Source organism: Agrobacterium sp. D14, from assembly GCF_001526505.1.
GTDB classification, from domain to species: Bacteria; Pseudomonadota; Alphaproteobacteria; order Rhizobiales; family Rhizobiaceae; genus Agrobacterium; species Agrobacterium leguminum.
Window position 1 is genome coordinate 79,744 of the sequence record NZ_ASXX01000013.1, and the last position, 23,127, is coordinate 102,870.

The following is a 23,127-nucleotide window of genomic DNA, read 5'->3' on the forward strand; positions in this document are numbered from 1 at the left end:
CAATTATGCTGATCTGGCTCGTCGAACTGTCGGATAAAATTCAAATCTTCAACCTCTTCCGGTACATCACCTTCCGGGCGGGTGCGGCGATGTTCACCTCTGCGTTGATCGTTTTCCTGTTCGGGCCGGCGATCATCAATTCGCTGCGCGTGCGCCAGGGCAAGGGCCAGCCGATCCGCGCCGATGGTCCGCAGACGCATTTCAAGAAGGCCGGCACGCCGACCATGGGCGGCCTGATGATCCTTGCCGGCATTCTCGGCGGTGCGCTGCTGTGGGGCGACCTGTCGAACGTCTATGTCGTTGCCGTTCTGATGGTGACGCTTGGTTTCGGGGCAATCGGCTTTTACGACGATTATCTGAAAGTGACGAAGCAGAGCGACAAGGGCTTTTCCGGCAAGGCCCGTCTCGGCATCGAATTCCTGATCGCGGCGATTGCCGTGTTTTTCATGATGAAGATGGCGCTTGCTTCCGCACCGCATGGCGGCACGCTCGGCAGCTCCATCGCCTTTCCGTTCTTCAAGGAATTCGTGATCAATCTGAGCTATTTCTTCGTGCTGTTCGGTGCTTTCGTCATCGTCGGCGCTGGCAATGCGGTGAACCTGACGGACGGCCTCGACGGTCTCGCCATCGTGCCAGTCATGATCGCCGCCGCGACCTTCGGCGTGATCGCCTATCTCGCCGGCAACGCGGTTTTCGCCAATTACCTGCAGATCAATTTCGTGCCAGGCACGGGTGAACTCGCCGTCATCGTCGGCGCGGTCATTGGCGCAGGCCTCGGCTTCCTGTGGTTCAACGCGCCGCCCGCCGCCATCTTCATGGGCGATACGGGTTCGCTGGCGCTTGGCGGTCTCATCGGTTCCATCGCTGTCGCCACCAAGCACGAAATCGTCATGGTCATCGTCGGCGGTCTCTTCGTCATGGAGACGCTGTCGGTCATCATTCAGGTGTTCTGGTTCAAGCGCACTGGCAGGCGCGTCTTCCTGATGGCGCCCATCCACCATCATTTCGAGAAAAAAGGCTGGACGGAAAGCCAGGTGGTGATCCGTTTCTGGATCATCTCCGTTGGCCTCGCGCTGCTCGGCCTCGCCACCCTGAAGCTGAGGTGAGCGATGATCCCGGTCACGTCGTTCAAAGGTAAGAAGGTCGCTCTCTTCGGGCTTGGCGGTTCGGGTCTCGTCACGGCCCGGGCGCTGGTCGCCGGCGGGGCGGATGTCGTTGCTTTCGACGACAATCCCGACAGCGTCGCCAAAGCCGAGGCCGAGGGTATTGCGACGGCGGACCTGCGAACGATAGACTGGCACTCGTTTTCGTCTTTCGTGCTGGCGCCCGGCGTGCCTCTGACGCATCCGAAACCGCATTGGTCGGTGGACCTTGCGCGTGCGGCGGGCGTCGAGGTCATCGGCGATATCGAGCTTTTCATTCGCGAGCGCCGCGCCCATGCGCCGGATTGCCCGTTCATCGCCATCACCGGCACGAACGGCAAGTCCACAACGACGGCGCTGATCGCGCATATTCTCAAGGCATCGGGCCGCGATACGCAGCTTGGCGGTAATATCGGCACGGCGGTGCTGAGCCTCGATCCGCCGAAGGCGCAGCGATTCTACGTTGTCGAGTGCTCGTCCTACCAGATCGATCTCGCACCGACGATCAATCCGACCGCCGGTATTCTTCTCAATCTCACACCGGATCATCTCGACCGGCATGGCACGATGCAGCATTATGCCGACGTCAAGGAACGGCTGGTGGCAGGTAGCGGCACGGCAATTGTCGGTGTGGACGACAGCCATTCGACGCTGATCGCCGACCGTATCGAACGCGCCGGTGTCAAGGTGGAGCGCATTTCCAAGCGCAATGTCGTTTCCGAAGGTCTTTATGCCGAAGGCAGCCGCATTTTCCGTGCGCATGGCGGCACTTCTTCGCTGCTCACCGATCTCGACGGTATCCAGACCCTGCGCGGCAGCCACAATGCGCAGAATGCGGCGGCGGCAATCGCCGCCTGCCTTGCCGTCGGGGTTTCCGAAGAGGAAGTTCGCGCAGGCCTGAAGTCTTTCCCCGGTCTCAAGCATCGCATGCAGCCGGTCGGCCGACGTGGCAATGTCACCTTCGTCAACGACAGCAAGGCCACCAATGCCGATGCTGCGGCACCGGCGCTTTCAAGTTTCGACCGAATCTATTGGATCGCCGGCGGTCTGCCCAAGGCAGGCGGCATCACCAGCCTTTCGCCGCTTTTCCCGCGCATCGCCAAGGCCTATCTGATCGGCGAAGCGGCAGCGGAATTTGCCGCGACGCTGGGCGAAGCCGCGCCTTACGAAATATCCGGCACGCTGGACAAGGCCGTGCAACATGCGGCGGCGGATGCGGAAAAAGATGCGACTGCCGGCAATATCGTGATGTTATCCCCGGCTTGCGCAAGCTTCGATCAATATAAGAACTTTGAGATCAGAGGCGATTCGTTCGTCGCGCAGGTCGCGGCGCTCGATGGCATGACGATGCTGGTTGACTCTGGAAAAGGGGGCTGAAGGCCATGGTAAGCCGAGTTGATCGCGGTCCGGTCGCGGAGTGGTTCTGGACCATCGACCGTTTCTTTCTGGCGGCGTTCATCGCGCTGATGGGCATCGGTCTGATGCTGTCCTTTGCGGCCTCGCCTGCGGTTGCCGAGCGCATCGGCCTCAACAGTTTCTTCTTCGTCGAGCGTCAGGCGATGTTCATGGTGCCATCGCTGGCGATCATGGTCGGCCTGTCCTTCCTGTCGCCGCGTCAGGTGCGACGCGTCGCGGTCATCATGCTCATCGCTTCGCTGCTGATGATGATCTTCGCGCTATTCTTCGGCATCGAGGTCAAGGGTGCACGGCGCTGGATTTCCATCGGCACCTTCTCGATCCAGCCGTCGGAATTCATGAAGCCGGCCTTCGTCATCGTCTGCGCCTGGCTGTTTGCCGAACGGGCGCGCCATCCTGAAATTCCCGGCAATCTCTTCGCCATCATCACCTTCGGCATCGTGGCGGCGCTCCTGATCGCCCAGCCGGACTTCGGCCAGACGATCCTGACGTCGGTGGTCTGGGGCGGCATGTTCTTCATGGCCGGCGTGCCGTGGTTCTGGATCATCATGCTCGGCGGCGTCGGCGTCGGCGGCATCATCTCCGCTTATCTGATGCTGCCGCACGTGGCCGGTCGTATCGACCGTTTCTGGACGGGCGAAGGCGATACGTTCCAGGTGGATACGGCGCGTGAGGCTATCATTCGCGGTGACTGGTTCGGACGCGGACCGGGCGAGGGCATCGTCAAGCGCATCATTCCCGACAGCCATACCGACTTCATCTTCTCGGTGGCTGCGGAAGAATTCGGCATCGTTTTCTGTATGTTCCTGGTGGCGATCTTCGCCTTCATCGTGCTGCGCGGCCTGTCGCACGCCTTTAAGGAAAAGGACGATTTCTGCCGCTTCGCCGTGGCCGGCCTCGTGCTGCAGATCGGCATGCAGTCGATGATCAATATCGGCGTCAATCTGGAACTGATGCCCGCCAAGGGCATGACGCTGCCGCTGATTTCCTATGGCGGTTCGTCGATGATGGCGATCTGCGTGACCGCCGGCTTCCTTCTGGCGCTGACACGCCACAGACCCGAAAAGCGGGCGCAGGAGCGGAGTTTCTTCCGCGTCGGTTCCGGCGTTCCCGCGGAGTAAACGATCATGAGCAAGGGTATTGTTCTTCTTGCCGCCGGGGGAACCGGCGGCCATGTCTTTCCAGCCGAGGCCTTGGCGCATACGCTGAAGGAACGCGGTTATCAGGTGCATCTCGTCACCGACAGCCGCGCCGAGCGTTATGCCGGCAAGTTCCCGGCGGATGAAATCCATGTCGTGCCGTCAGCCACCATCGGCTCGAAAAACCCGATTTCCGTGGCGCGTTCGCTCTGGAAGCTGTGGGTTGGTCTGCGCGCCGCGCGTCGGCTGGTGGCGAAACTGAAGCCTGTCGCAGTTGTCGGTTTCGGCGGTTATCCCACCGTGCCGCCGCTCCTGGCATCGACCGGGCTTGGCGTTCCCTCCATCATTCACGAGCAGAATGCGGTGATGGGCCGCGCCAACAAGGCGCTGGCAGGCCGGGTGAAAGCGATTGCCGGCGGTTTCCTGCCACCCGCCAACGGTCAATATTCCGACAAGACCGTGGCGACCGGCAATCCCGTGCGCCCGGCCGTGCTGGCGGCGTCGGAGATACCCTATACGCCCTCGCAGACGGGTGAGACATTCCAGCTTGTCGTTTTCGGCGGCAGCCAGGGTGCGCAGTTTTTCTCGAGCGCGGTGCCTGCGGCGATCTGCCTGCTGAAGGATGAGCAGCGCAAGCGCATCGTCGTCACCCAGCAGGCGCGGCCGGAAGACAAGGACAGCGTAATCGCCTCCTATCAGAAGCTCGGCGTGAAAGCGGATGTTTCGCCCTTCTTCGGCGATATGGCGTCGCGTATCGGCGAGGCCGATCTGGTCATCAGCCGCTCGGGCGCTTCGACGGTATCGGAGCTTTCGGTGATCGGCCGTCCGTCGATCCTCGTACCCTATCCGCATGCGCTCGATCACGATCAGGCCGCCAATGCGGCAGCGCTTTCGGCGGCTGGCGGGGCAAGCGTCATCAAGCAGGCGGAACTGTCGCCGCAGAAGCTCTCCGGCCTGCTGTCCTCAGCGCTTTCGGAGCCGGACCGTCTTTCGGTAACGGCGGCGGCGGCAAAGGCGACGGGCAAACCGCATGCGGCGGATGTGCTGGCCGATCTGGTGGAGGCGATTGCTTCCGGCCGGTCCGTACAGGAATTCAAGAAGAAGAATGAAGGAGTTGGGGCATGAAGATGCCGAAAGCCATAGGCCTTGTGCATTTCATCGGCATAGGCGGGATCGGCATGAGCGGCATTGCCGAAGTGCTTCACAATCTCGGCCATCGCGTTCAGGGGTCGGATCAGGCCGACAGCGCCAATGTGCAGCGCCTGCGCGACAAGGGCATCGAGGTTTTCGTCGGTCATACGGCGGATAATATCGGCGATGCCGAGGTCGTGGTCGTTTCCACCGCCATCAAGAAGAACAATCCGGAACTCATCGCGGCGCGTGAAAAGCACCTGCCGATCGTTCGCCGGGCCGAAATGCTGGCCGAGCTGATGCGTTTCCGTAACGCCATCGCCATTGGCGGCACCCATGGCAAGACCACGACCACCTCCATGGTCGCGACCCTGCTGGAAGCCGGCAATCTCGACCCGACCGTCATCAATGGCGGCATCATCAATGCTTACGGCACCAATGCCCGCATGGGCGAGGGCGAGTGGATGGTGGTGGAGGCCGACGAGTCCGACGGCACCTTCCTGAAGCTGCCGGCCGATGTGGCTGTCATCACCAATATCGATCCCGAACATCTCGACCATTACGGCAATTTCGATGCCGTGCGCGCTGCCTTCCGTCAGTTCGTCGAGAACGTGCCTTTCTACGGTTTCGGCGTCATGTGCCTCGATCATCCGGAAGTGCAGGCACTGGTCGGCCGGATCGAGGACCGCAAGGTCATCACCTATGGCGAGAACCCGCAGGCCGACGTGCGTTTTTCGAATGTACGCATCGACGGCACGCGCTCGGTGTTCGACGTGGAAATCCGCCGTCGTCGTACCGGCAAGATATTTTCCTTCAAGGACCTCGTTCTGCCGATGCCCGGCCGCCACAACGTCTCGAACGCGACGGCGGCGATTGCGGTTGCCAATCGTCTCGGTATTTCGGAAGCCGACATCAAAAAGGGCCTTGCCTCCTTCGGCGGCGTCAAGCGGCGCTTCACGCTGACGGGCGAAGCCAACGGGGTGCAGGTCTTCGATGACTATGGCCACCATCCGGTGGAGATTAAGGCCGTGCTGAAGGCGGCGCGGGAAGCCTGCAAGGGCCGCATCGTCGCCGTGCACCAGCCGCACCGCTATAGCCGCCTTTCCAGCCTGTTCGACGATTTCGCGCATTGTTTTAACGATGCCGACACGATTATCCTTGCTCCGGTCTATGCCGCGGGCGAAGATCCGATTGAGGGCGCAAGCTCGGAAGCGCTGGTTTCGGCCATCAAGGCCGCCGGGCACCGTGACGCCCGTTTTCTCGAGAAACGGGACGATCTCGCCTCAGTGGTTGCAGGCATTGCGAATCCGGGTGATTTCGTGGTTCTCTTGGGGGCTGGAAATATCACGCAATGGGCAGCAGTACTGCCTTCGGAATTGAAGAGCATATCAGGAAAGTCTGAATGAGACAGGTCGATGGGGTTAAATTGCTGGGGAGGCTCGGCGACGGGGTAAATGAATTGCGGGGACGTCTGACACCGGATGCGCCCATGGACCGCGTGACGTGGTTCAGAGCCGGCGGTCTTGCGGAGGTGATGTTCCAGCCGCACGATACCGACGATCTGATTGCCTTTCTGAAAATTCTGCCGGAAGACGTGCCGTTGACCGTGGTCGGCGTCGGTTCGAACCTTCTCGTGCGCGATGGCGGCATTCCTGGCGTTGTCGTCCGTCTGTCGGCCAAGGGCTTCGGCCAAGTGGAGCTTGCGGGTGAAAACCGCATCAAGGCGGGCGCGATCTGCCCGGACAAGCATATTGCGGCGATGGCCATGGATAATGGCATCGGCGGTTTCCATTTCTATTACGGCATTCCCGGCTCCATCGGCGGTGCGCTGCGCATGAATGCGGGCGCCAACGGCGGCGAGACGCGCGAGCGGGTAGTAGAGGTCTATGCGGTCGACCGTCAGGGCAACCAGCATGTGCTTTCGAACGCCGATATGGGCTACAGCTATCGCCATTCCGGCGCCGATGCGGGCCTGATCTTCACGGGCGCGCTGTTTGAGGGCTATCCCGAAGACAAGGCGAAAATCCGTGCCGATATGGATGCCGTGCGCCACCACCGCGAAACCGTGCAGCCGATCCGCGAGCAGACGGGCGGTTCCACCTTCAAGAATCCCGAAGGTCATTCCGCCTGGGAGCTGATCGATGAGGCGGGCGGTCGCGGTCTGGTCATCGGCGGCGCGCAGATGTCGTCGCTGCATTGCAATTTCATGATCAATACCGGCCATGCGACCGGTTACGATCTGGAATATCTGGGCGAGACCATCCGCAAGCGCGTGTTCGAAAAGTCGGGCATCCGGCTGGAATGGGAAATCAAGCGGCTTGGTCTTTTCATGCCGGGCCGTGAGGTGGAGCCGTTCCTCGGAAGCTGAAATCCGGTGTTGGCCGGTATGGTTGGCGACAAAACCTTGCGTTGATGCGGCCGTTGGCGTTTATCGTAACGGTCGATCAATTGTTATGGTCTATAGCAAGATGAAAGTGGAGAGGGTGTCGGCCCTCTCCAATATTTTAGACGATTTATATTAGAGTTTTCGACGACGTTAGATGATTGGGCGCTGCTGGGGATGGTATTGGGTCTCTGGAAAAAACTGATCGAGATGATGAGTTTTTCGATTGCGACGTCGGAGCGCCGCCGGCGGCTTGAACCGCTGGAATTTGCAATCCGGGTCGCCTGTGTCGTCACGGTCATAGCTGTTCTTATCTGTTTCTTCGGTCTGCTTCTGCTGGCGGAGTTCGGGCTGGTAACGGATCTCGTCAACGGGCTTATCCTTGGCATTACCCTGTCCGCCGCAATCTCGTTTACGATAACGCTGCTGGTTTGCTGGCTGAATGCCAGGGAAGTGAAGCTTCTGGCGCAATCGCATGAGCGATTTCTGTATCTGAGCCATACGGACGCCTTGACGGGCCTCAGCAATCGCCTTGGGCTTTATGCCGGATGTATCGATCTCGGCCCGCATTATTGCGTCGCCTTCCTCGATATCGATCATTTCAAGGCCGTGAACGACAGATTCAGCCATCTGGCAGGCGATGCGGTGATTTCCAGTGTCGCACAGCGGATACGCGCCGCCTTCGCTGCCTCCGCCAGCGTTGCCAGAATGGGCGGCGAGGAGTTCGTTGTCGTGCAGGAAACCGGGCTGCAATCGTTCCTGGATGTTTGCGAAAGGCTGCGTGCGAGTATCGAGGCCGTGCCGGTCGATTATCAGGAGATGCGGATCGGTGTCACCATATCGATTGGCGTCGCCGTCCGGAAGGATGCCGAAGTCTTCGAAAAAGTCCTGCACAATGCCGATCTGGCGCTCTATCAGGCAAAGGGAACGGGGCGTAACCGCATCTGCGTGTCAGGCCAGCGCGACATCCGCCAATCCGTCGCCTAGCGTATTTCCAACAAAGCCGGGAAGAGATGCGCTGTTGCGCTGTCGGGCGCAGATATGAAAAGGCCCGCGAAACCTCAAGTTCCGCGGACCTTTTTGTGTTTTGAACCCTGCGTGGCTCAGACTTCGTCCTTGCGGGACAGAAGAATGCAGGCGAGCGTGATGAGCGCCGATACGCAGAGATAATAGCCGACATAACCCATGCCGTAATTCACCTGCAGCCATGTGGCGATGTAAGGCGCCAGCGATGCGCCGAAGATGCCGGCCATGTTGAAGGTGATGGACGAACCGGTGTAGCGCACGCGGGTCGGGAAGGGGGCGGCGAGCGCCGTTCCGATCAGGCCGTAGGTCATGCCCATCAGCATCATGGCAAGAGCCGCGAAGACGAAGATCGAGCCTTCGCCACCGGACATCAGGCCGGGTAGCAGGAAGGAGAACAGGCCGATCAGCACCGTCGTCAGGATCAGGATTTCACGGCGACCGAATTTTTCGGCGAGCTTGCCGGCGATCGGAATGAAGATGCCGAAAACGATGGAGCCGAGGATCTGCACTTCCAGCGCGTCGAGGAACGGGATTTTCAGGACCTTGACGTTGTAGGACAGAAGATAGGCGGTGCCGATGTAGAAGAGCACGAAGGTGGCCAGCGCCACGAAGGTGCCGAGCACGAGGCTGCGCTTGTGGTTGCGGAACAGTTCCGCGACCGGCACGGCCACACGTTCTTCCTTTTCGATTGCCTTCTGGAAGTCGGGCGTTTCGGTGATCGACAGGCGAACCCACATGCCGACCGCGATCAGGATGATCGAAGCGACGAAGGGAATGCGCCAGCCCCAGCTCAAAAGCGCTTCCTGGGACATGAAGTGCAGCAGGATCCAGAACACGCCGGACGAAAGGAACAGGCCAACGGGTGCACCGAGCTGCGGGAACATGCCGTACCAGCTGCGCTTGCCCGGAGGTGCGTTTTCCGTGGCGAGCAGGACGGCGCCGCCCCATTCGCCGCCGAGGCCGAAACCCTGGCCGAAGCGGCAAAGCGCGAGCAGCAGCGGGGCCAGAACGCCGGCGGTCTCATAGGAGGGCAGCAGGCCAATCACGACCGTGGAAACGCCCATCGTGAGCAGGGCGGCGACAAGGGTGGTCTTGCGGCCGACGCGGTCGCCATAGTGGCCGAAGACCACAGCGCCCAGCGGGCGGGCGAAAAAGGCGATGGAGAAGGTGGCGAAGGACGCCAGAAGCGCCGTCATCGGGTCATTGTTCGGGAAGAACAAAGTGGGGAACACGAGCACTGCGGCCGTGGCGTAAACATAGAAATCGAAAAACTCGATGGTCGTGCCGACCAGGCTGGCAGTGAGAACTCGTGCAGGCGAATTTGTCTTTACAACGTTCGAAGTGTCAGCGGTCGGCGATACCGGAGATATCGCGTCGGTCATGGTATTGGTTCCATTTTGGATGATTGCAATGTCATGCCTTGGGAGGCGACGACTGCGTTAACGCAATTTTTGTTCTTATGGAATGCTAAAAAAGAAATAATGCAGATAATGTGATCCATCAGTGCGACACGTGTGGTTATGCCTCTCTGGGATGCTTCGGCGATTGAGAGACTGATTCAGGCCGCGGTTTTAAAACGCTGAAACGCCAGATAATTTTCCCTGGGGAATAATCCCGTCTGTTAACGTTTCGACCTTGCCTTTATCGCGGAGCGGCAGACGCGCGAGCGCCGTTTTATTTCCGATCATTGAAAACCTGCGTGTTGCAATCCATGCAACTCTCTGATTCCAAGGAGGGAATCCGGATCGGTGCTGATTCTTTAACGAAACTCGGCACGTTGGACGCGGCGGTTAACGAAAGTAAACGATTCATTAACCTTAATGGCGTTTAACTGATCTCAAGGGTCATGTGCCAGAATCACCGTTCGTCAAATTCGGTCGGTTCGGAGCGTGGTTCGTAACGGAGAGTTGGTGTCAGAGGTATCGATGAGCGGCAAGCACGTAGCTGTTCTTTTGGGTGGATTTTCGTCGGAGCGGCCGGTCAGCCTGTCGTCGGGCAACGCTTGCGCGCAGGCTCTGGAAGACGAGGGCTACAAGGTCACCCGGGTCGATGTGGGGCGCGATATCGCCGCCGTGCTAGCCGAGCTGCGCCCGGATGTGGCTTTCAATGCGCTGCACGGTCCCTTTGGCGAAGACGGCACCATTCAGGGCATCCTCGAATATCTCGCCATTCCCTATACGCATTCCGGCGTGCTCGCTTCCGCGCTCGCCATGGACAAGGCGCAGGCCAAGAAGGTTGCCGCTGCTGCCGGCATCCCGGTGGCTGCCGAGCGCGTCATGAACCGCTTCGATTTCACCAGCGAGCATCCGCTTGCACCCCCTTATGTCGTGAAGCCGGTGCGTGAAGGTTCGAGCTTCGGTGTCGTGATCGTCAAGGAAGACCAGTCGCATCCGCCGCAGATTCTCACCTCGTCGGAATGGCGCTACGGCGATCAGGTCATGGTCGAGCGCTATATTCACGGCCGCGAACTGACCTGCGGTGTGCTCGACGGCGAGGCGCTGGGCGTCACCGAAGTGGTGCCGCTCGGTCACAATTTCTATGATTATGATGCGAAATATGCGGCTGGTGGCTCGAAACATGTCATTCCCGCAGAAATTTCACCGAAAATTTACCAAAAAATTCAAACACTGGCGGTTATGGCGCATCGGGCGATCGGATGCCGTGGCGTAAGCCGTTCAGACTTTCGTTACGACGACCGTTTCTCAGAAGATGGCGAAGTTATCTGGCTTGAAGTGAATACGCAGCCGGGCATGACGCCGACCTCCCTGGTGCCGGAAATGGCGGCTCATGCTGGCCGCTCCTTTGGTAACCTTGTCAGCTGGATGGTGGAGGACGCTTCGTGTTTGCGGTGATCGGCAAAAAGTCGACGGCAAAAAAGCGCGAACAATTCGCGGCGGCGGCCAGCGCCGACGACCGCATGGTGTTGCCGCGTCCCCTGCGTCGCTTCGTGCGTTTCGGTGTCAGCCTTGCGACCGGACGCATTCACATTCCAGCCCATACCGGTACGATTTCGGCCGTCGCCTTTTACGCGGTGACCGGGCTTTACGGCATGTCGCTCGGCGGGCACACCAATATCGTCACCCAGACCACGACATCCGCCGCAGGCTTTGCGGTCGAGGACGTGAAGGTTTCCGGCAATCTGCAGACCTCCGAAATCGAAGTGTTCCAGCTTCTCGGCCTCGATGGCAGCACCTCGCTGATCGCGCTCGACATCGATGCAGCGCGCCGCAAGCTGGTGCAGCTTCCCTGGGTGGAAGATGTCGATATCCGCAAGGTATACCCCAAGACCGTGGAAGTCCGGCTGAAGGAGCGTCAGGCCTTCGGCATCTGGCAGCATGGGACGGAACTGTCGCTGATCGAAAAAAGCGGCAGCGTGATTGCGCCGCTGCGGGACAATAAATTCGCTTCCCTGCCGCTCTTCGTCGGCCGTGACGCGGAAACGGGTGCTGCCGGTTTCGTTGAGCAGCTGGCCGACTGGCCGGAAATCCGCAACCGTGTCCGCGCTTATGTCCGCATTGCCGGCCGCCGCTGGGATCTGCATCTCGATAACGGCATCGTCGTCAAGCTGCCGGAAGAAAACCTGCCGCAGGCGCTGCAATTGCTGGCGCGGCTCGATCTCGAGGAAAAGGTGCTGTCGCGCGATGTCGCCGCCGTCGATCTCCGGCTCGCGGACCGCACCACGATCCAGCTGACCGAGGGCGCCACGGAGCGCCGTCAGGCCGCTGTCGATGCGCGCACCAAGGCTCTCAAGAAGGCGGAGAAGAACACATGAGCTTTTTCGGTTCTTCCCATTTCGGCCTGCCTCGCCTGAAGCCGCTTTCTTCCAAGCGCAGCCATATCGTTTCGGTGCTCGACATCGGCTCGACCAAGGTCGTGTGCATGATCGGCCGGCTGACGCCGCGCCAGGAAAGCGAAATCCTGCCCGGCCGTACCCACAAGGTCGAAATCATCGGCATCGGCCATCAGCGTTCACGCGGCGTGAAATCCGGCGTTATCGCCGATCTCGACGCGCTGGAAGGCGTCATCCGTCTTTCGGTCGATGCGGCCGAGCGCATGGCGGGCCTTACCGTCGACAGCTTGATCGTCAATGTTTCGGCCGGACGGCTGGCGAGCGATATCTATACCGCGAGCATCGATCTTGGCGGCCAGGAAGTGGAAGCAAGCGATCTGCGCAAGGTTCTGGTGGCGGCAAGCCAGCAGTCGATGCGCCAGGACCGGGCGATCCTGCATTCGCTGCCGACGGGTTATTCGCTGGATGGTGAGCGCGGCATTCGCGATCCGTTGTCGATGTATGGCGATCTGCTCGGCGTCGATATGCATGTCGTGACGGTCGAACGCACGGCGCTGAAGAACCTCGAGCTTTGCGTCAACCGCGCGCATCTTTCCGTGGAAGGCATGGTGGCGACGCCCTATGCCAGCGGTCTGGCGGCGCTGGTGGACGATGAAGTCGAACTCGGCTGCGCGGCCATCGACATGGGCGGCGGCACCACGACCATCTCGGTTTTCGCTGAAGGCCGTCTCATTCACACCGACGCGATCGGCCTTGGCGGCCATCACGTTACGACAGATCTTGCACGTGGCCTCTCGACACGAATCGAAGATGCGGAGAGACTGAAGGTGGTGCATGGTTCGGCATTGCTGAATGGCGCGGATGAGCGCGACATGATTTCGATCCCGCCGATTGGCGAAGATGATCGCGATCAACCATCGCAAGTTTCAAGAGCACTTGTAACCCGCATCGTGCGGGCGCGTATCGAAGAGACGCTGGAATTGATCCGTGATCGTATCCAGAAGTCCGGCTTCAGCCCCATCGTCGGCAAGCGCGTTGTCCTGACCGGCGGCGCAAGCCAGCTGACGGGGCTGCCGGAAACGGCACGGCGCATTCTCGCCCGCAACGTTCGCATCGGCCGCCCCATGGGTGTGGCTGGTCTTCCGGTGGCGGCGAAGGGACCGGCATTTTCAACCGCCTGCGGACTGATGATCTATCCGCAGGTGGCGGACATCGAAATTCATGCGGCGCAAGGCGGAATGTTCTCGCCGTTTGGTACGGGTAGCGGCCGGATAGCCCGGGTGGGGCAATGGCTGAAAGAGAGTTTTTGAGTGGCCTCGTGGCGTAAGCCGGAGGTTTCAGAGTTGAGTTTTCAAGAATCGGCCAGCGGGGCGATGCGGCCAGAGAAAGAAGGAATGCTAAAATGACGATACAGCTGCAAAAGCCTGATATCACCGAGCTGAAGCCACGCATCACTGTTTTCGGTGTCGGCGGTGGTGGTGGTAACGCTGTCAACAACATGATCACGGCCGGCCTCCAGGGCGTCGACTTCGTCGTCGCCAATACGGATGCGCAGGCGCTGACCATGACGAAGGCAGACCGGGTCATCCAGCTCGGCGTCAACGTCACCGAAGGCCTCGGCGCCGGTTCCCAGCCGGAAGTCGGCCGCGCCGCCGCTGAAGAATGCATCGACGAGATTATCGATCACCTGAACGGCACCCACATGTGCTTCGTCACCGCCGGCATGGGCGGCGGCACCGGCACGGGTGCTGCTCCGGTTGTCGCACAGGCCGCCCGCAACAAGGGCATCCTGACGGTCGGCGTCGTCACCAAGCCTTTCCACTTCGAAGGCGGCCGCCGCATGCGTCTTGCCGAACAGGGCATCGAGGAACTGCAGAAGTCCGTCGATACGCTGATCGTCATTCCGAACCAGAACCTCTTCCGTATTGCCAACGACAAGACGACCTTCGCCGACGCCTTCGCCATGGCCGACCAAGTTCTCTACTCCGGCGTTGCCTGCATCACCGACCTGATGGTGAAGGAAGGTCTCATCAACCTCGACTTCGCCGACGTTCGCTCGGTCATGCGTGAAATGGGCCGCGCGATGATGGGCACCGGCGAGGCTTCCGGTCCGGGCCGTGCGATGCAGGCTGCGGAAGCGGCAATCGCCAACCCGCTGCTCGACGAAACCTCGATGAAGGGCGCACAGGGCCTGCTGATCTCCATCACCGGCGGTCGCGACCTGACCCTGTTCGAAGTCGACGAAGCTGCGACCCGTATTCGCGAAGAAGTCGATCCGGACGCCAACATCATCCTCGGCGCAACCTTCGACGAAGCTCTGGAAGGTCTCATCCGCGTCTCCGTCGTGGCGACCGGTATCGACCGCGTTGCTGGCGTCGGCGAGCAGAACGTTGCCGATATGCGTGCCGCAGCAGCCGTTGCCAAGCCGCTTATCCGTCCTTCCGCGGCCGTTGCTTCCGCTCCGGCCGCAGTTCAGCCTGCTCCAGCAGTATCGCAGGCACAGAAGGCCGTAGACCCGATCGCCCAGACCATCCGTTCGGCGGAAGCCGAAATGGAACGCGAACTCGGTTTCGCCGCACACCAGCAGCCGGCTCAGGATTTCCGTCCGCAGAGCAAGCTGTTCGCATCTTCTCCGGCTGAAGCGCCGGCGGCTCTCCGTCCGGCCCAGCCGGTTCAGCAGGCCGCTCCGGCACCGGTTGCTCCGGCGCCCGTCTATCATGCCCCGGAACAGGTTGCCGCTCCGGCGCCGCGCATGCAGCAGCCGCAGGCTCCTGTTTATCAGGAACCCGCACCGGTTGCCCGCCAGGCCGAGCCGGTACGCATGCCGAAGGTCGAAGACTTTCCGCCGGTCGTGAAGGCCGAGCTGGACCACCGCACCCACGCCGCTCCTGCCGCACAGGAAGAGCGTGGCCCGATGGGCCTTCTGAAGCGCATCACCAACTCGCTTGGCCGCCGTGAAGAAGAAGAAGTTCCGTCCGACATGATGGATGCGCCGAGCATGGCGCCGCAGCAGCGCCGCGCCCCGCTTTCGCCGGAAGCCAGCCTCTACGCACCGCGTCGTGGCCAGCTTGACGACCACGGCCGCGCAACGCCTGCATCGTCCAGCCACCACGATGACGACCAGCTGGAAATCCCGGCCTTCCTGCGCCGCCAGTCCAACTAAGGGCGATTCCATCCGCCTCTTCGAACGCCCGGGTTTCACGATCCGGGCGTTTTGTTTATTTTACGTTATTAACACTAAATTAATTCGTATTTTCAAATGTTTACGCGTGTAACAATCCGAAACGAACAGTGATTTGTCGTGGCACCTACATGTGCGTATGTATGAGGCTGGGTAAAGGAAAACACGGACTTGGCCGGTTGCCAAACCGGCTCGAAAACTTGAACGGCGCTCAAGCGGCGCGGTTTGCAAAACAAGGCATATTCGCATGACTATCGGACTGCTCGGATTTCAGACAACTATCGCAAATGCTGTTCAGCTCAAAGGCATTGGCGTGCATTCCGGCAATCCGGTTTCGATGACCTTCCAGCCCGCAGAAGCCGGAACGGGCATCGTCTTCCATCGCCTTCATGACAATGGCAGCGTTACCGAGTTGAAGGCGGTTTCGGCCAATGTCGGCAATACCGACCTGTGCACCGTGCTCGGCCGTTCGCTTTCCCAGTCGGTGGCGACGATCGAGCACGTCATGGCTGCCATCTACGCCATGGGCCTCGATAACCTCATCGTTGAAGTTGACGGTCCGGAAGCGCCGATCATGGACGGCAGCTCCGCACCTTTCATCGAAGCGATCGAATCGGTCGGCATCAAGAGCCTCGGCGTGAAGCGCCGTTATATTCGCGTCACCAAGCCGGTCCGCATCGATTCGGGCGCCTCCTGGGCGGAGTTCCGTCCCTATGACGGTACGCGCTTTGAGGTTGACATCGATTTCGACACGCCGCTGATCGGCAAACAGTCCTGGAAGGGCGACCTGACGGCGGATACGTTCAAGAACGAACTGTCGCGCGCCCGGACCTTCGGCTTCATGCGTGATGTGGAGCGCCTGTGGGCCGCCGGTTATGCGCTCGGCTCTTCGCTTGAGAACTCGGTCGTCATCTCCGACGACAACAGCGTCATCAACATGGAAGGCCTGCGTTACGCCAAGGACGAATTCGTCCGTCACAAGACGCTGGACGCCGTGGGCGACCTGGCGCTTGCCGGCGCGCAGTTCATCGGCTGCTACCGCTCCTATCGCGGCGGCCACAAGGTCAATGCGAATGCGCTGAAGGCGCTTTTGAGCGACCGCACCGCCTATGAGATCGTCGAAGCGCCGGCTGCCCGCAACCAGATGGTGCGCGCCCGCGAATTCGTTGCGGTCAACATGCCGGAATTCGCACCCTGGTCTGCGTGAATTCCTTCGCAGGCTATCAATTGACAGAAAAAGCCGCTCCCTTTGGGGCGGCTTTTTCGCGATGCGAACAAGAAGTTGCGTAATATCGCCTGATATTCATGCGATTGCACGGGTCGATGCCATAAAAATGCGTTAATGCGTCATCATTGCGTTGCCCTGCGGATGCTTTTATGGCTAGAACGCCAGTGCAAAGCCGATGCTTATGTATTTGCGCGGGAAGTGGGAACTGTCGAATGAAGCATGTAGGGTCTGGTGCAATGAAGGGTACGATGCGGGGGATCGCCGTCTCGTTGATGTTGGTCGGCGCGAGTGTCGCCGTCACGGCCTGCCAGTCCGATCCGGATATCGACATCACCAAGCTCGGCGTCGAGACCGATCCGCCGGATGTTCTGTACAAGCAGGGGCTTGCCAACATGAACGCCGGTAACATGACGGAAGCCTCACGCAAGTTCGAGGCTATCGACAAGCAATATCCCTTCACCGAATGGGGCCAGAAGGCGCTGGTGATGCAGACCTTCATTGCCACGCGCACCAACAAGAATGATGTGGCCATTACCAACGGCAGCCGGTTCCTGCGCCAATATCCGCGTTCCAAGGATGCCGCTTACGTTCAGTACATGATCGGTCTTGCCTATTCCAAGCAGATTTCCGACGTGACGCAGGACCAGCGCGCTGCACAGCGCACCGTCGAGGCGATGAACAAGGTCGTCAACGACTATCCCGATTCGGAATATGTCGCCGATGCGCAGGCCAAGATCCGTTTCGCCCGCGACCAGCTCGCCGGCCGCGAAATGCAGGTCGGCCGTTATTATCTTGAGCGCAAGGAATATCTCGCCGCCGTTTCGCGTTTCCGCATCGTCGTCGAGCAGTACCAGAACACCAACCAGATCGAGGAAGCGCTGGCGCGTCTGACGGAAGCCTATTATGCGATGGGCCTGGTGGACGAAGCGCAAACCGCGGCCGCCGTTCTCGGCAACAACTATCCTGACAGCCAATGGTATTCGGATTCCTACAAGCTGCTGAAGGGCAGCGGGCTGGAGCCGCGGGAAAACAAGGGGTCCTGGATTTCGCGCGCCGGCAAGAAGCTCATCGGCGCCTGAGACGGGGCATAGGCCATGCTGGTCCAGCTCTCGATTCGCGATATCGTTCTCATCGAAAGGCTCGACCTCGGTTTCGAGGCGGGCCTTTCCGTGTTGACGGGCGAAACGGGTGCGGGCAAATCCATTCTTCTCGATAGTCTCTCGCTCGCGCTTGGCGGGCGCGGCGATGGCGGCCTTGTGCGGCACGGGGAAGAGAAGGGACAGGTCACCGCCACCTTCGAGGTCCCGAACAGTCACCCGACACGGCTTCTCCTGCGTGAAAACGGTCTCGATGACGATGGCGACCTGATTTTCCGCCGGGTGCAATCCTCTGACGGGCGCACCAAGGCCTATATTAACGATCAGGCCATTAGCGTGCAGATGATGCGTCAGCTCGGGCAATTGCTGGTCGAAATTCACGGTCAGCATGATGATCGCGCGCTTGTCGATACCGATGCACACCGCACGCTGCTGGATGCCTTTGCCGGGCTGAGCGATGAGGCTCGTGCCGTTCAGGGCCTATACCGCACCTGGAAGGATGCCGAGCGTGCGCTGAAGACGCATCGCGCCAAGGTGGAGGCGGCAGCGCGCGAGGCGGATTACCTTCGCTCCTCCGTCGAAGAGCTGGAAACGCTTTCCCCGCGCGACGGTGAAGAGGATGAGCTGGCCGAACGCCGGGCGGTGATGCAGAAATCCGAACGCATTGCCGGCGATATCGCCGAGGCCAGCGAGTTTCTGAACGGCAATGCCTCGCCCGTGCCTGTCATCGCGTCGATGATGCGGCGTCTGGAGCGCAAGAGCCATGAAGCGCCGGGATTGCTGGAAGACACGGTGCAATTGCTGGACGCCGCGCTCGACAGCCTTTCCAATGCGCAGATGGAAGTGGAGACGGCGCTGCGCCGCACCGAATTCGATCCGCGTGAGCTGGAGCGGGTGGAGGAGCGGCTATTCGCGCTGCGTGCCGCCGGGCGCAAATATAATGTCGCCGTACCAGATCTGCCGGCTCTCGCTGAAAAAATGGTGGCCGATCTCGCCGATCTGATGCCGGCGAAGAAAAGCTCGGCAAGCTCGAGGCCAATCTCGAGGTGGTGAAGGCCGATTTCGACCGTGCCGCGCAATCGCTTTCCGGCAAACGCCGCCATGCGGCGGATGCGCTTTCGAATGCGGTGATGGCAGAACTGCCGGCGCTGAAGCTGGAGCGGGCGCGGTTTACCGTCGAGGTGACCTCCGATGCCGAACAGGCGACGGCCGACGGTATCGACACGGTGGAATTCCACGTCCAGACCAATCCGGGCACACGGCCGGGACCGATCATGAAGGTGGCCTCGGGTGGCGAATTGTCCCGCTTCCTGCTGGCGCTGAAAGTGGCGCTGGCGGATCGCGGTTCTGCACCGACGCTGGTGTTCGATGAAATCGATACGGGTGTCGGCGGCGCGGTGGCGGATGCCATCGGCCAGCGGCTGCGCCGCCTGTCGAAAACCGTGCAGGTCCTGTCCGTTACCCATGCGCCGCAGGTGGCGGCACGGGCGGCGACGCATCTTCTCATTTCCAAGGGGCCCTCGGGCGACGGCAGCGAACGCATCGCCACGCGTGTGGCGACGATGGAACCGAAACACCGCACCGAAGAGATTGCCCGCATGCTTGCCGGTGCGTCGGTGACGGACGAGGCGAGGGCTGCGGCGGCTCGCCTGCTGGCGGCCAAGGACTGACCGCTGCCCGCTGCGTTGTGCGAGCGGATTCGGCTTGTGAGTCCAACGGCAAAACTGTTTTTAATGTTTGTTATTTCGGCTAAAAGCGTTCGGTAATTCCGAAAAGAGGCCGTCATGTCGAAAGACCAGAAATCCGTCGAAAACCTCACCGAGCTTGAAGCCTCTTCCGAGCTTGCATTTCTGGCGGCCGAGCTTGCGCGCCATGATGCGCTTTACCATGGCAAGGATGCGCCGGAGATTTCGGATGCGGACTACGACGCGCTGAAGCGTCGCAACGATGCGATCGAAGCGGCTTTCCCGGCGCTGGTGCGGGCCGATAGCCCGTCGAGAAAAGTCGGCTTCGCGCCGCTTCCGACCTTTGCGCCCATCGTGCATGCGCGGCCGATGCTTTCGCTCGACAACACGTTTTCGGAAGAGGATTTGCGGGATTTCGTCAGTTCCGTCTATCGCTTCCTCGGGCATCTGCCGGATGATTCCATCGCCTTCACCGCCGAGCCGAAGATCGACGGGCTTTCCATGTCGATCCGCTATGAAAACCGCAGGCTGAAGACGGCGGCGACGCGCGGTGACGGCACCACCGGTGAAAATGTCACCGCCAATATCAGGACCATCAAGGAAATTCCGGACGAACTGCCCGCCGATGCGCCCGATGTGGTGGAAGTGCGCGGCGAGGTCTATATGGCCAAAAGCGACTTTATGGCGCTCAACGCCCAGATGGAGGCCGAAGGCAAGCAGACCTATGTGAACCCGCGTAACACGGCATCCGGTTCCCTGCGCCAGCTCGACGCCAATGTGACGGCGAAACGCAAGCTGCGGTTCTTCGCCTATGCCCTGGGGGAGGTTTCGAATGGCGGCCAGCCGGCGCGGATCGCCGATACGCAATATGGCATCGTCGAGAAATTCCGGGAGTGGGGATTTCCGGTCAACCCGCTGATGAAGCGATTCACCTCCGCCGAGCAATTGCTTGAGCATTATAATGAAATCGGCGTCGCACGGCCCGATCTCGATTACGATATCGACGGTGTGGTTTATAAGGTCGACCGGCTCGATCTGCAGGAGCGGCTGGGCTTCCGTTCGCGCAGCCCGCGTTGGGCCACTGCGCACAAGTTTCCGGCTGAGCAGGCCTTTACCACCGTTGAGAATATCGAAATCCAGGTGGGACGCACCGGTGCCTTGACGCCGGTGGCGCGTCTGACGCCGATCACCGTCGGCGGTGTCGTCGTTACCAATGCGACGCTGCATAATGCCGATTATATCGAAGGCATCGGCAATAGCGGCGAGCGCATCCGCCCGGAGGACCACGATATCCGTATCGGCGATACGGTGATCGTGCAGCGCGCCGGCGATGTCATTCCGCAAGTGCTGGACGTGCTTCTGGAAAAGCGCCCGTCCGAGGCGGTGAAATATGCATTCCCGGAAAAATGTCCGGTCTGCGGCAGCCATGCGGTGCGGGAGCGTAATGAAAAGACCGGCAAGCTCGATTCGATCACGCGCTGCACGGGCGGGTTCGTTTGCCGCGCGCAGGCGGTTGAACATCTCAAACATTTCGTCTCGCGCAATGCTTTCGATATCGAAGGGCTTGGCACCAGGCAGATAGACTTCTTCTTCGAAAGCGACGATCCGGCGCTTTCGATCAAGACTGCGCCTGAGATTTTCACCCTGAAGGCGCGGCAGGAAGCCTCGCATCTGACCAAGCTCGAGAATATCGATGGCTTCGGCAAGGTCAGCGTTAGAAAGCTGTTCGACGCCATCGATGCCCGCCGCGAGATCGATCTGCACCGGCTGATTTTCGCGCTCGGCATCCGCCATGTAGGTGAGACCACGGCAAAGCTTCTGGCGCGCTCCTATGGCACCTATGAACATTTCGAAGAGAGCATGAAGGCGGCAGCCGACCTGACGAGCGATGCTTGGGCCGAACTCAACAGCATCGACGGCATCGGCGAGGTGGTGGCGCGCGCCATCATCGAATTCTACAAGGAGCCGCGCAATCTCGATGTCATCGACCGGCTGATACGGGAGCTTCGCCCGAAGGAGGCCGAAAAGCCCTCGACCGATGGCAGTCCGGTGGCGGGCAAGACGGTGGTGTTTACCGGCTCGCTGGAAAAATTCACCCGTGACGAGGCGAAGGCGCGCGCCGAAAGCCTCGGCGCGAAAGTGGCCGGCTCGGTTTCCAAAAAGACCGATATTCTGGTGGCAGGACCGGGGGCGGGTTCCAAGCTTGCCAAGGCGACGGAACTGGGTGTGCAGACTATGGACGAGGACGAGTGGCTGGCCCTGATCGGCGGCTGATACACCGTCATGGCAATGTTGTTCTCTGCCGCTAGAGCTTTGCGCCTGACACGGAGAGCACAGCATGGATGACCGGATTGTCGTGATTACAGAGCAGGTCCGGGCGCTGGTAGACAGCCAGTTTCCACGATGGGCGGGGTTAAATATCCGGCCGGTGGAACTGAGCGGGTGGGACAATCGCAGCTTTCGTCTTGGCGATGAGATGCTGATCCGCATGCCAAGTGCCGCCCGGTATGTTGCGCAGGTCGAGAAGGAGCACCGGTGGCTTCCGGCGCTTGCGCCGCTCCTGCCTTTTCCGATCCCTGCGCCATTGGCGCTCGGGCAGCCGGGAGAGGACTATCCGTTCCGCTGGTCCGTCTATCGCTGGCTTGAGGGCGAACCGCTCGCCCCGCATATGGATCGCGTTGATCTTTCAACCATCGCCGTCGATGTTGCCGCGTTTTTAAGGGCATTGCACGGGGTGGATGCTGCGGATGGCCCACCCGCAGGCGCGCATAATTTCCATCGCGGCGGCTCGCTTTCGGTCTATGACGGGGAGGCGAAGGCTTCGGCGGCGCGGCTTGCCGATGAGGTGGATCAGGCGCTGGCCATGGAGATATGGCAGCTTGCGCTTTCGAGCCATTGGCGGAAGCAGGGGGTGTGGGTGCATGGCGACATTGCCGAGGGCAATCTGCTGGTGAAGGACGGCCAGCTTTCAGCCGTCATCGATTTCGGCAGTTCCGGCGTCGGCGATCCGTCTTCCGATCTCATCCTCGCGTGGAATGTGCTCGGTGCGGAAAGCCGCGCCGTTTTTCGCCGGGCGCTGGATCTGGATGAGGCGACATGGCAGCGCGGGCGCGGTTGGGCGCTGTGGAAGGCTTTAATCGTGCTGGATGCGGAGCGCGGACGTAACGACAAAATGGCCGAATGGTCGCGCCGGACCATTCGGGAAGTGTTTGCGGATCACCTGGGCAACTGACCGGAACTATCGAAGACGCGCCATCACGTGGGCATCGACGTATTTTCCGTCACGATAGGCGTCGTTGCGCAGGGTGCCCTCACGCTCGAAACCGAATTTCTCGTAAAGCCGGATTGCCGGGAGATTGTCGGTGAAGACGTTCAGCTCGATGCGGCGTATATCGTGCCAATTGTCGGCCGTGTCGATCAACGCCGCGAGGATATATGATCCGACGCCCTTGCCCGCAAAATCGTCGTGAACACTGATCACCAGATCGGCGATGTGGGACTGTCTTCCCGCCCTGCGAAACAGTCCTGCATTGGCAACGATCTTTCCACGCCATTCGCCAACGATGGCGATATCGTTCGGGCCGCGGTTTTCCATCGATTTTCGCGTTTTTTCAACGGACTGAAACGGCTGTCGGAGCGTGCCGTGACGGACGCCGGGCAGGTTGAACATTTCGGTCAGGGCTTCGGCATCGTCCAGACGCGCCGCACGCAGGACGACTTCGTTCAAGCTGAATTGCGAATCTTCACTATCGGCAAATTTCATGTTCTGCATGCCTGTCTCCTTGGGCGTATGGGAGCAGGTTTGCGAACCCTGCTCTAGTGGCAGGGTGGAAGTGGATCGCTTAACGCGACGACATACCTCTGCCTGCCGGGTGGCCGGTGATGGTATGGCGACGGGTGATGTTCTGT

Annotated in this window: 17 protein-coding genes and 1 pseudogene; 16 read left to right on the forward strand and 2 right to left on the reverse strand. The window is 60.5% G+C overall.

Features of this window, described 5'->3' with window-relative positions; genetic code table 11:
- Positions 1-5: 5 nt before the first annotated feature.
- The 7 genes from mraY to L901_RS11325 all read left to right on the forward strand — a co-directional run bounded on the left by mraY (position 6) and on the right by L901_RS11325 (position 8,198).
- Entirely contained in the window at positions 6-1,106 is a 1,101-nt protein-coding gene (gene mraY, locus L901_RS11295; RefSeq protein ID WP_059756652.1) for a phospho-N-acetylmuramoyl-pentapeptide-transferase, read from the forward strand.
- A gap of 3 nt (positions 1,107-1,109) precedes the next feature.
- Positions 1,110-2,519, forward strand: a complete 1,410-nt coding sequence (gene murD, locus L901_RS11300; protein WP_059756655.1) for a UDP-N-acetylmuramoyl-L-alanine--D-glutamate ligase — start codon at positions 1,110-1,112, stop codon at positions 2,517-2,519.
- A 5-nt stretch (positions 2,520-2,524) separates the two neighbouring features.
- Positions 2,525-3,679: a putative lipid II flippase FtsW gene (ftsW, locus tag L901_RS11305; RefSeq protein ID WP_003522198.1), complete on the forward strand. Its 1,155-nt coding sequence runs from the start codon at positions 2,525-2,527 to the stop codon at positions 3,677-3,679.
- Positions 3,680-3,685: 6 nt separating this feature from the next.
- The gene (gene murG, locus L901_RS11310) at positions 3,686-4,822 is read left to right on the forward strand and encodes an undecaprenyldiphospho-muramoylpentapeptide beta-N-acetylglucosaminyltransferase (protein ID WP_059756656.1); all 1,137 of its coding nucleotides are present in this window, start codon (positions 3,686-3,688) and stop codon (positions 4,820-4,822) included.
- Positions 4,819-6,234 (forward strand): UDP-N-acetylmuramate--L-alanine ligase, encoded by a 1,416-nt coding sequence (gene murC / locus L901_RS11315; RefSeq protein ID WP_059756659.1) that lies wholly within the window; start codon positions 4,819-4,821, stop codon positions 6,232-6,234. The genes murG and murC overlap by 4 nt, the downstream gene beginning before the upstream one ends.
- Positions 6,231-7,196 carry a UDP-N-acetylmuramate dehydrogenase gene (murB, locus tag L901_RS11320; protein ID WP_020810676.1) on the forward strand — a complete coding sequence of 322 codons (966 nt, stop codon included), beginning with the start codon at positions 6,231-6,233 and terminating at the stop codon, positions 7,194-7,196. The genes murC and murB overlap by 4 nt, the downstream gene beginning before the upstream one ends.
- Positions 7,197-7,388: 192 nt before the next feature.
- Positions 7,389-8,198 (forward strand): GGDEF domain-containing protein, encoded by an 810-nt coding sequence (locus tag L901_RS11325; RefSeq protein ID WP_059756662.1) that lies wholly within the window; start codon positions 7,389-7,391, stop codon positions 8,196-8,198.
- A gap of 116 nt (positions 8,199-8,314) precedes the next feature.
- Here the strand turns inward: L901_RS11325 and L901_RS11330 are convergent, their stop codons facing one another.
- The gene (locus tag L901_RS11330; RefSeq protein WP_003522203.1) at positions 8,315-9,619 is read right to left on the reverse strand and encodes an MFS transporter; all 1,305 of its coding nucleotides are present in this window, start codon (positions 9,617-9,619) and stop codon (positions 8,315-8,317) included.
- 543 nt (positions 9,620-10,162) lie between these two features.
- Between L901_RS11330 and L901_RS11335 the strand changes: the two genes are divergently transcribed.
- The 9 genes and pseudogenes from L901_RS11335 to L901_RS11375 all read left to right on the forward strand — a co-directional run bounded on the left by L901_RS11335 (position 10,163) and on the right by L901_RS11375 (position 22,450).
- Complete coding sequence (locus tag L901_RS11335) at positions 10,163-11,089, forward strand: D-alanine--D-alanine ligase (protein ID WP_059756663.1); 927 nt, start codon at positions 10,163-10,165, stop codon at positions 11,087-11,089.
- A complete protein-coding gene (locus L901_RS11340; RefSeq protein WP_035263162.1) occupies positions 11,077-12,009 on the forward strand; it encodes a cell division protein FtsQ/DivIB in 933 nt (310 codons plus the stop codon). Before L901_RS11335 ends, L901_RS11340 begins: the two co-directional genes overlap by 13 nt.
- Positions 12,006-13,337 carry a cell division protein FtsA gene (gene ftsA, locus L901_RS11345; RefSeq protein WP_003513208.1) on the forward strand — a complete coding sequence of 444 codons (1,332 nt, stop codon included), beginning with the start codon at positions 12,006-12,008 and terminating at the stop codon, positions 13,335-13,337. The genes L901_RS11340 and ftsA overlap by 4 nt, the downstream gene beginning before the upstream one ends.
- Positions 13,338-13,429: 92 nt before the next feature.
- Entirely contained in the window at positions 13,430-15,190 is a 1,761-nt protein-coding gene (gene ftsZ, locus L901_RS11350; RefSeq protein ID WP_059756666.1) for a cell division protein FtsZ, read from the forward strand.
- A gap of 265 nt (positions 15,191-15,455) precedes the next feature.
- Complete coding sequence (gene lpxC, locus L901_RS11355) at positions 15,456-16,415, forward strand: UDP-3-O-acyl-N-acetylglucosamine deacetylase (protein ID WP_059756668.1); 960 nt, start codon at positions 15,456-15,458, stop codon at positions 16,413-16,415.
- A 233-nt stretch (positions 16,416-16,648) separates the two neighbouring features.
- The gene (locus tag L901_RS11360; RefSeq protein WP_003522209.1) at positions 16,649-17,515 is read left to right on the forward strand and encodes an outer membrane protein assembly factor BamD; all 867 of its coding nucleotides are present in this window, start codon (positions 16,649-16,651) and stop codon (positions 17,513-17,515) included.
- A gap of 15 nt (positions 17,516-17,530) precedes the next feature.
- A pseudogene (gene recN / locus L901_RS11365) lies at positions 17,531-19,203 on the forward strand (DNA repair protein RecN).
- A gap of 114 nt (positions 19,204-19,317) precedes the next feature.
- Positions 19,318-21,492: an NAD-dependent DNA ligase LigA gene (ligA, locus tag L901_RS11370; RefSeq protein ID WP_059756671.1), complete on the forward strand. Its 2,175-nt coding sequence runs from the start codon at positions 19,318-19,320 to the stop codon at positions 21,490-21,492.
- 64 nt (positions 21,493-21,556) lie between these two features.
- Positions 21,557-22,450 carry an aminoglycoside phosphotransferase family protein gene (locus L901_RS11375; RefSeq protein WP_059756672.1) on the forward strand — a complete coding sequence of 298 codons (894 nt, stop codon included), beginning with the start codon at positions 21,557-21,559 and terminating at the stop codon, positions 22,448-22,450.
- 6 nt (positions 22,451-22,456) lie between these two features.
- On the opposite strand, the gene L901_RS11380 is transcribed toward L901_RS11375, so the two are convergent.
- Positions 22,457-22,990, reverse strand: a complete 534-nt coding sequence (locus L901_RS11380) for a GNAT family N-acetyltransferase (protein ID WP_059756674.1) — start codon at positions 22,988-22,990, stop codon at positions 22,457-22,459.
- Between the last annotated feature and the right edge of the window lie 137 nt (positions 22,991-23,127).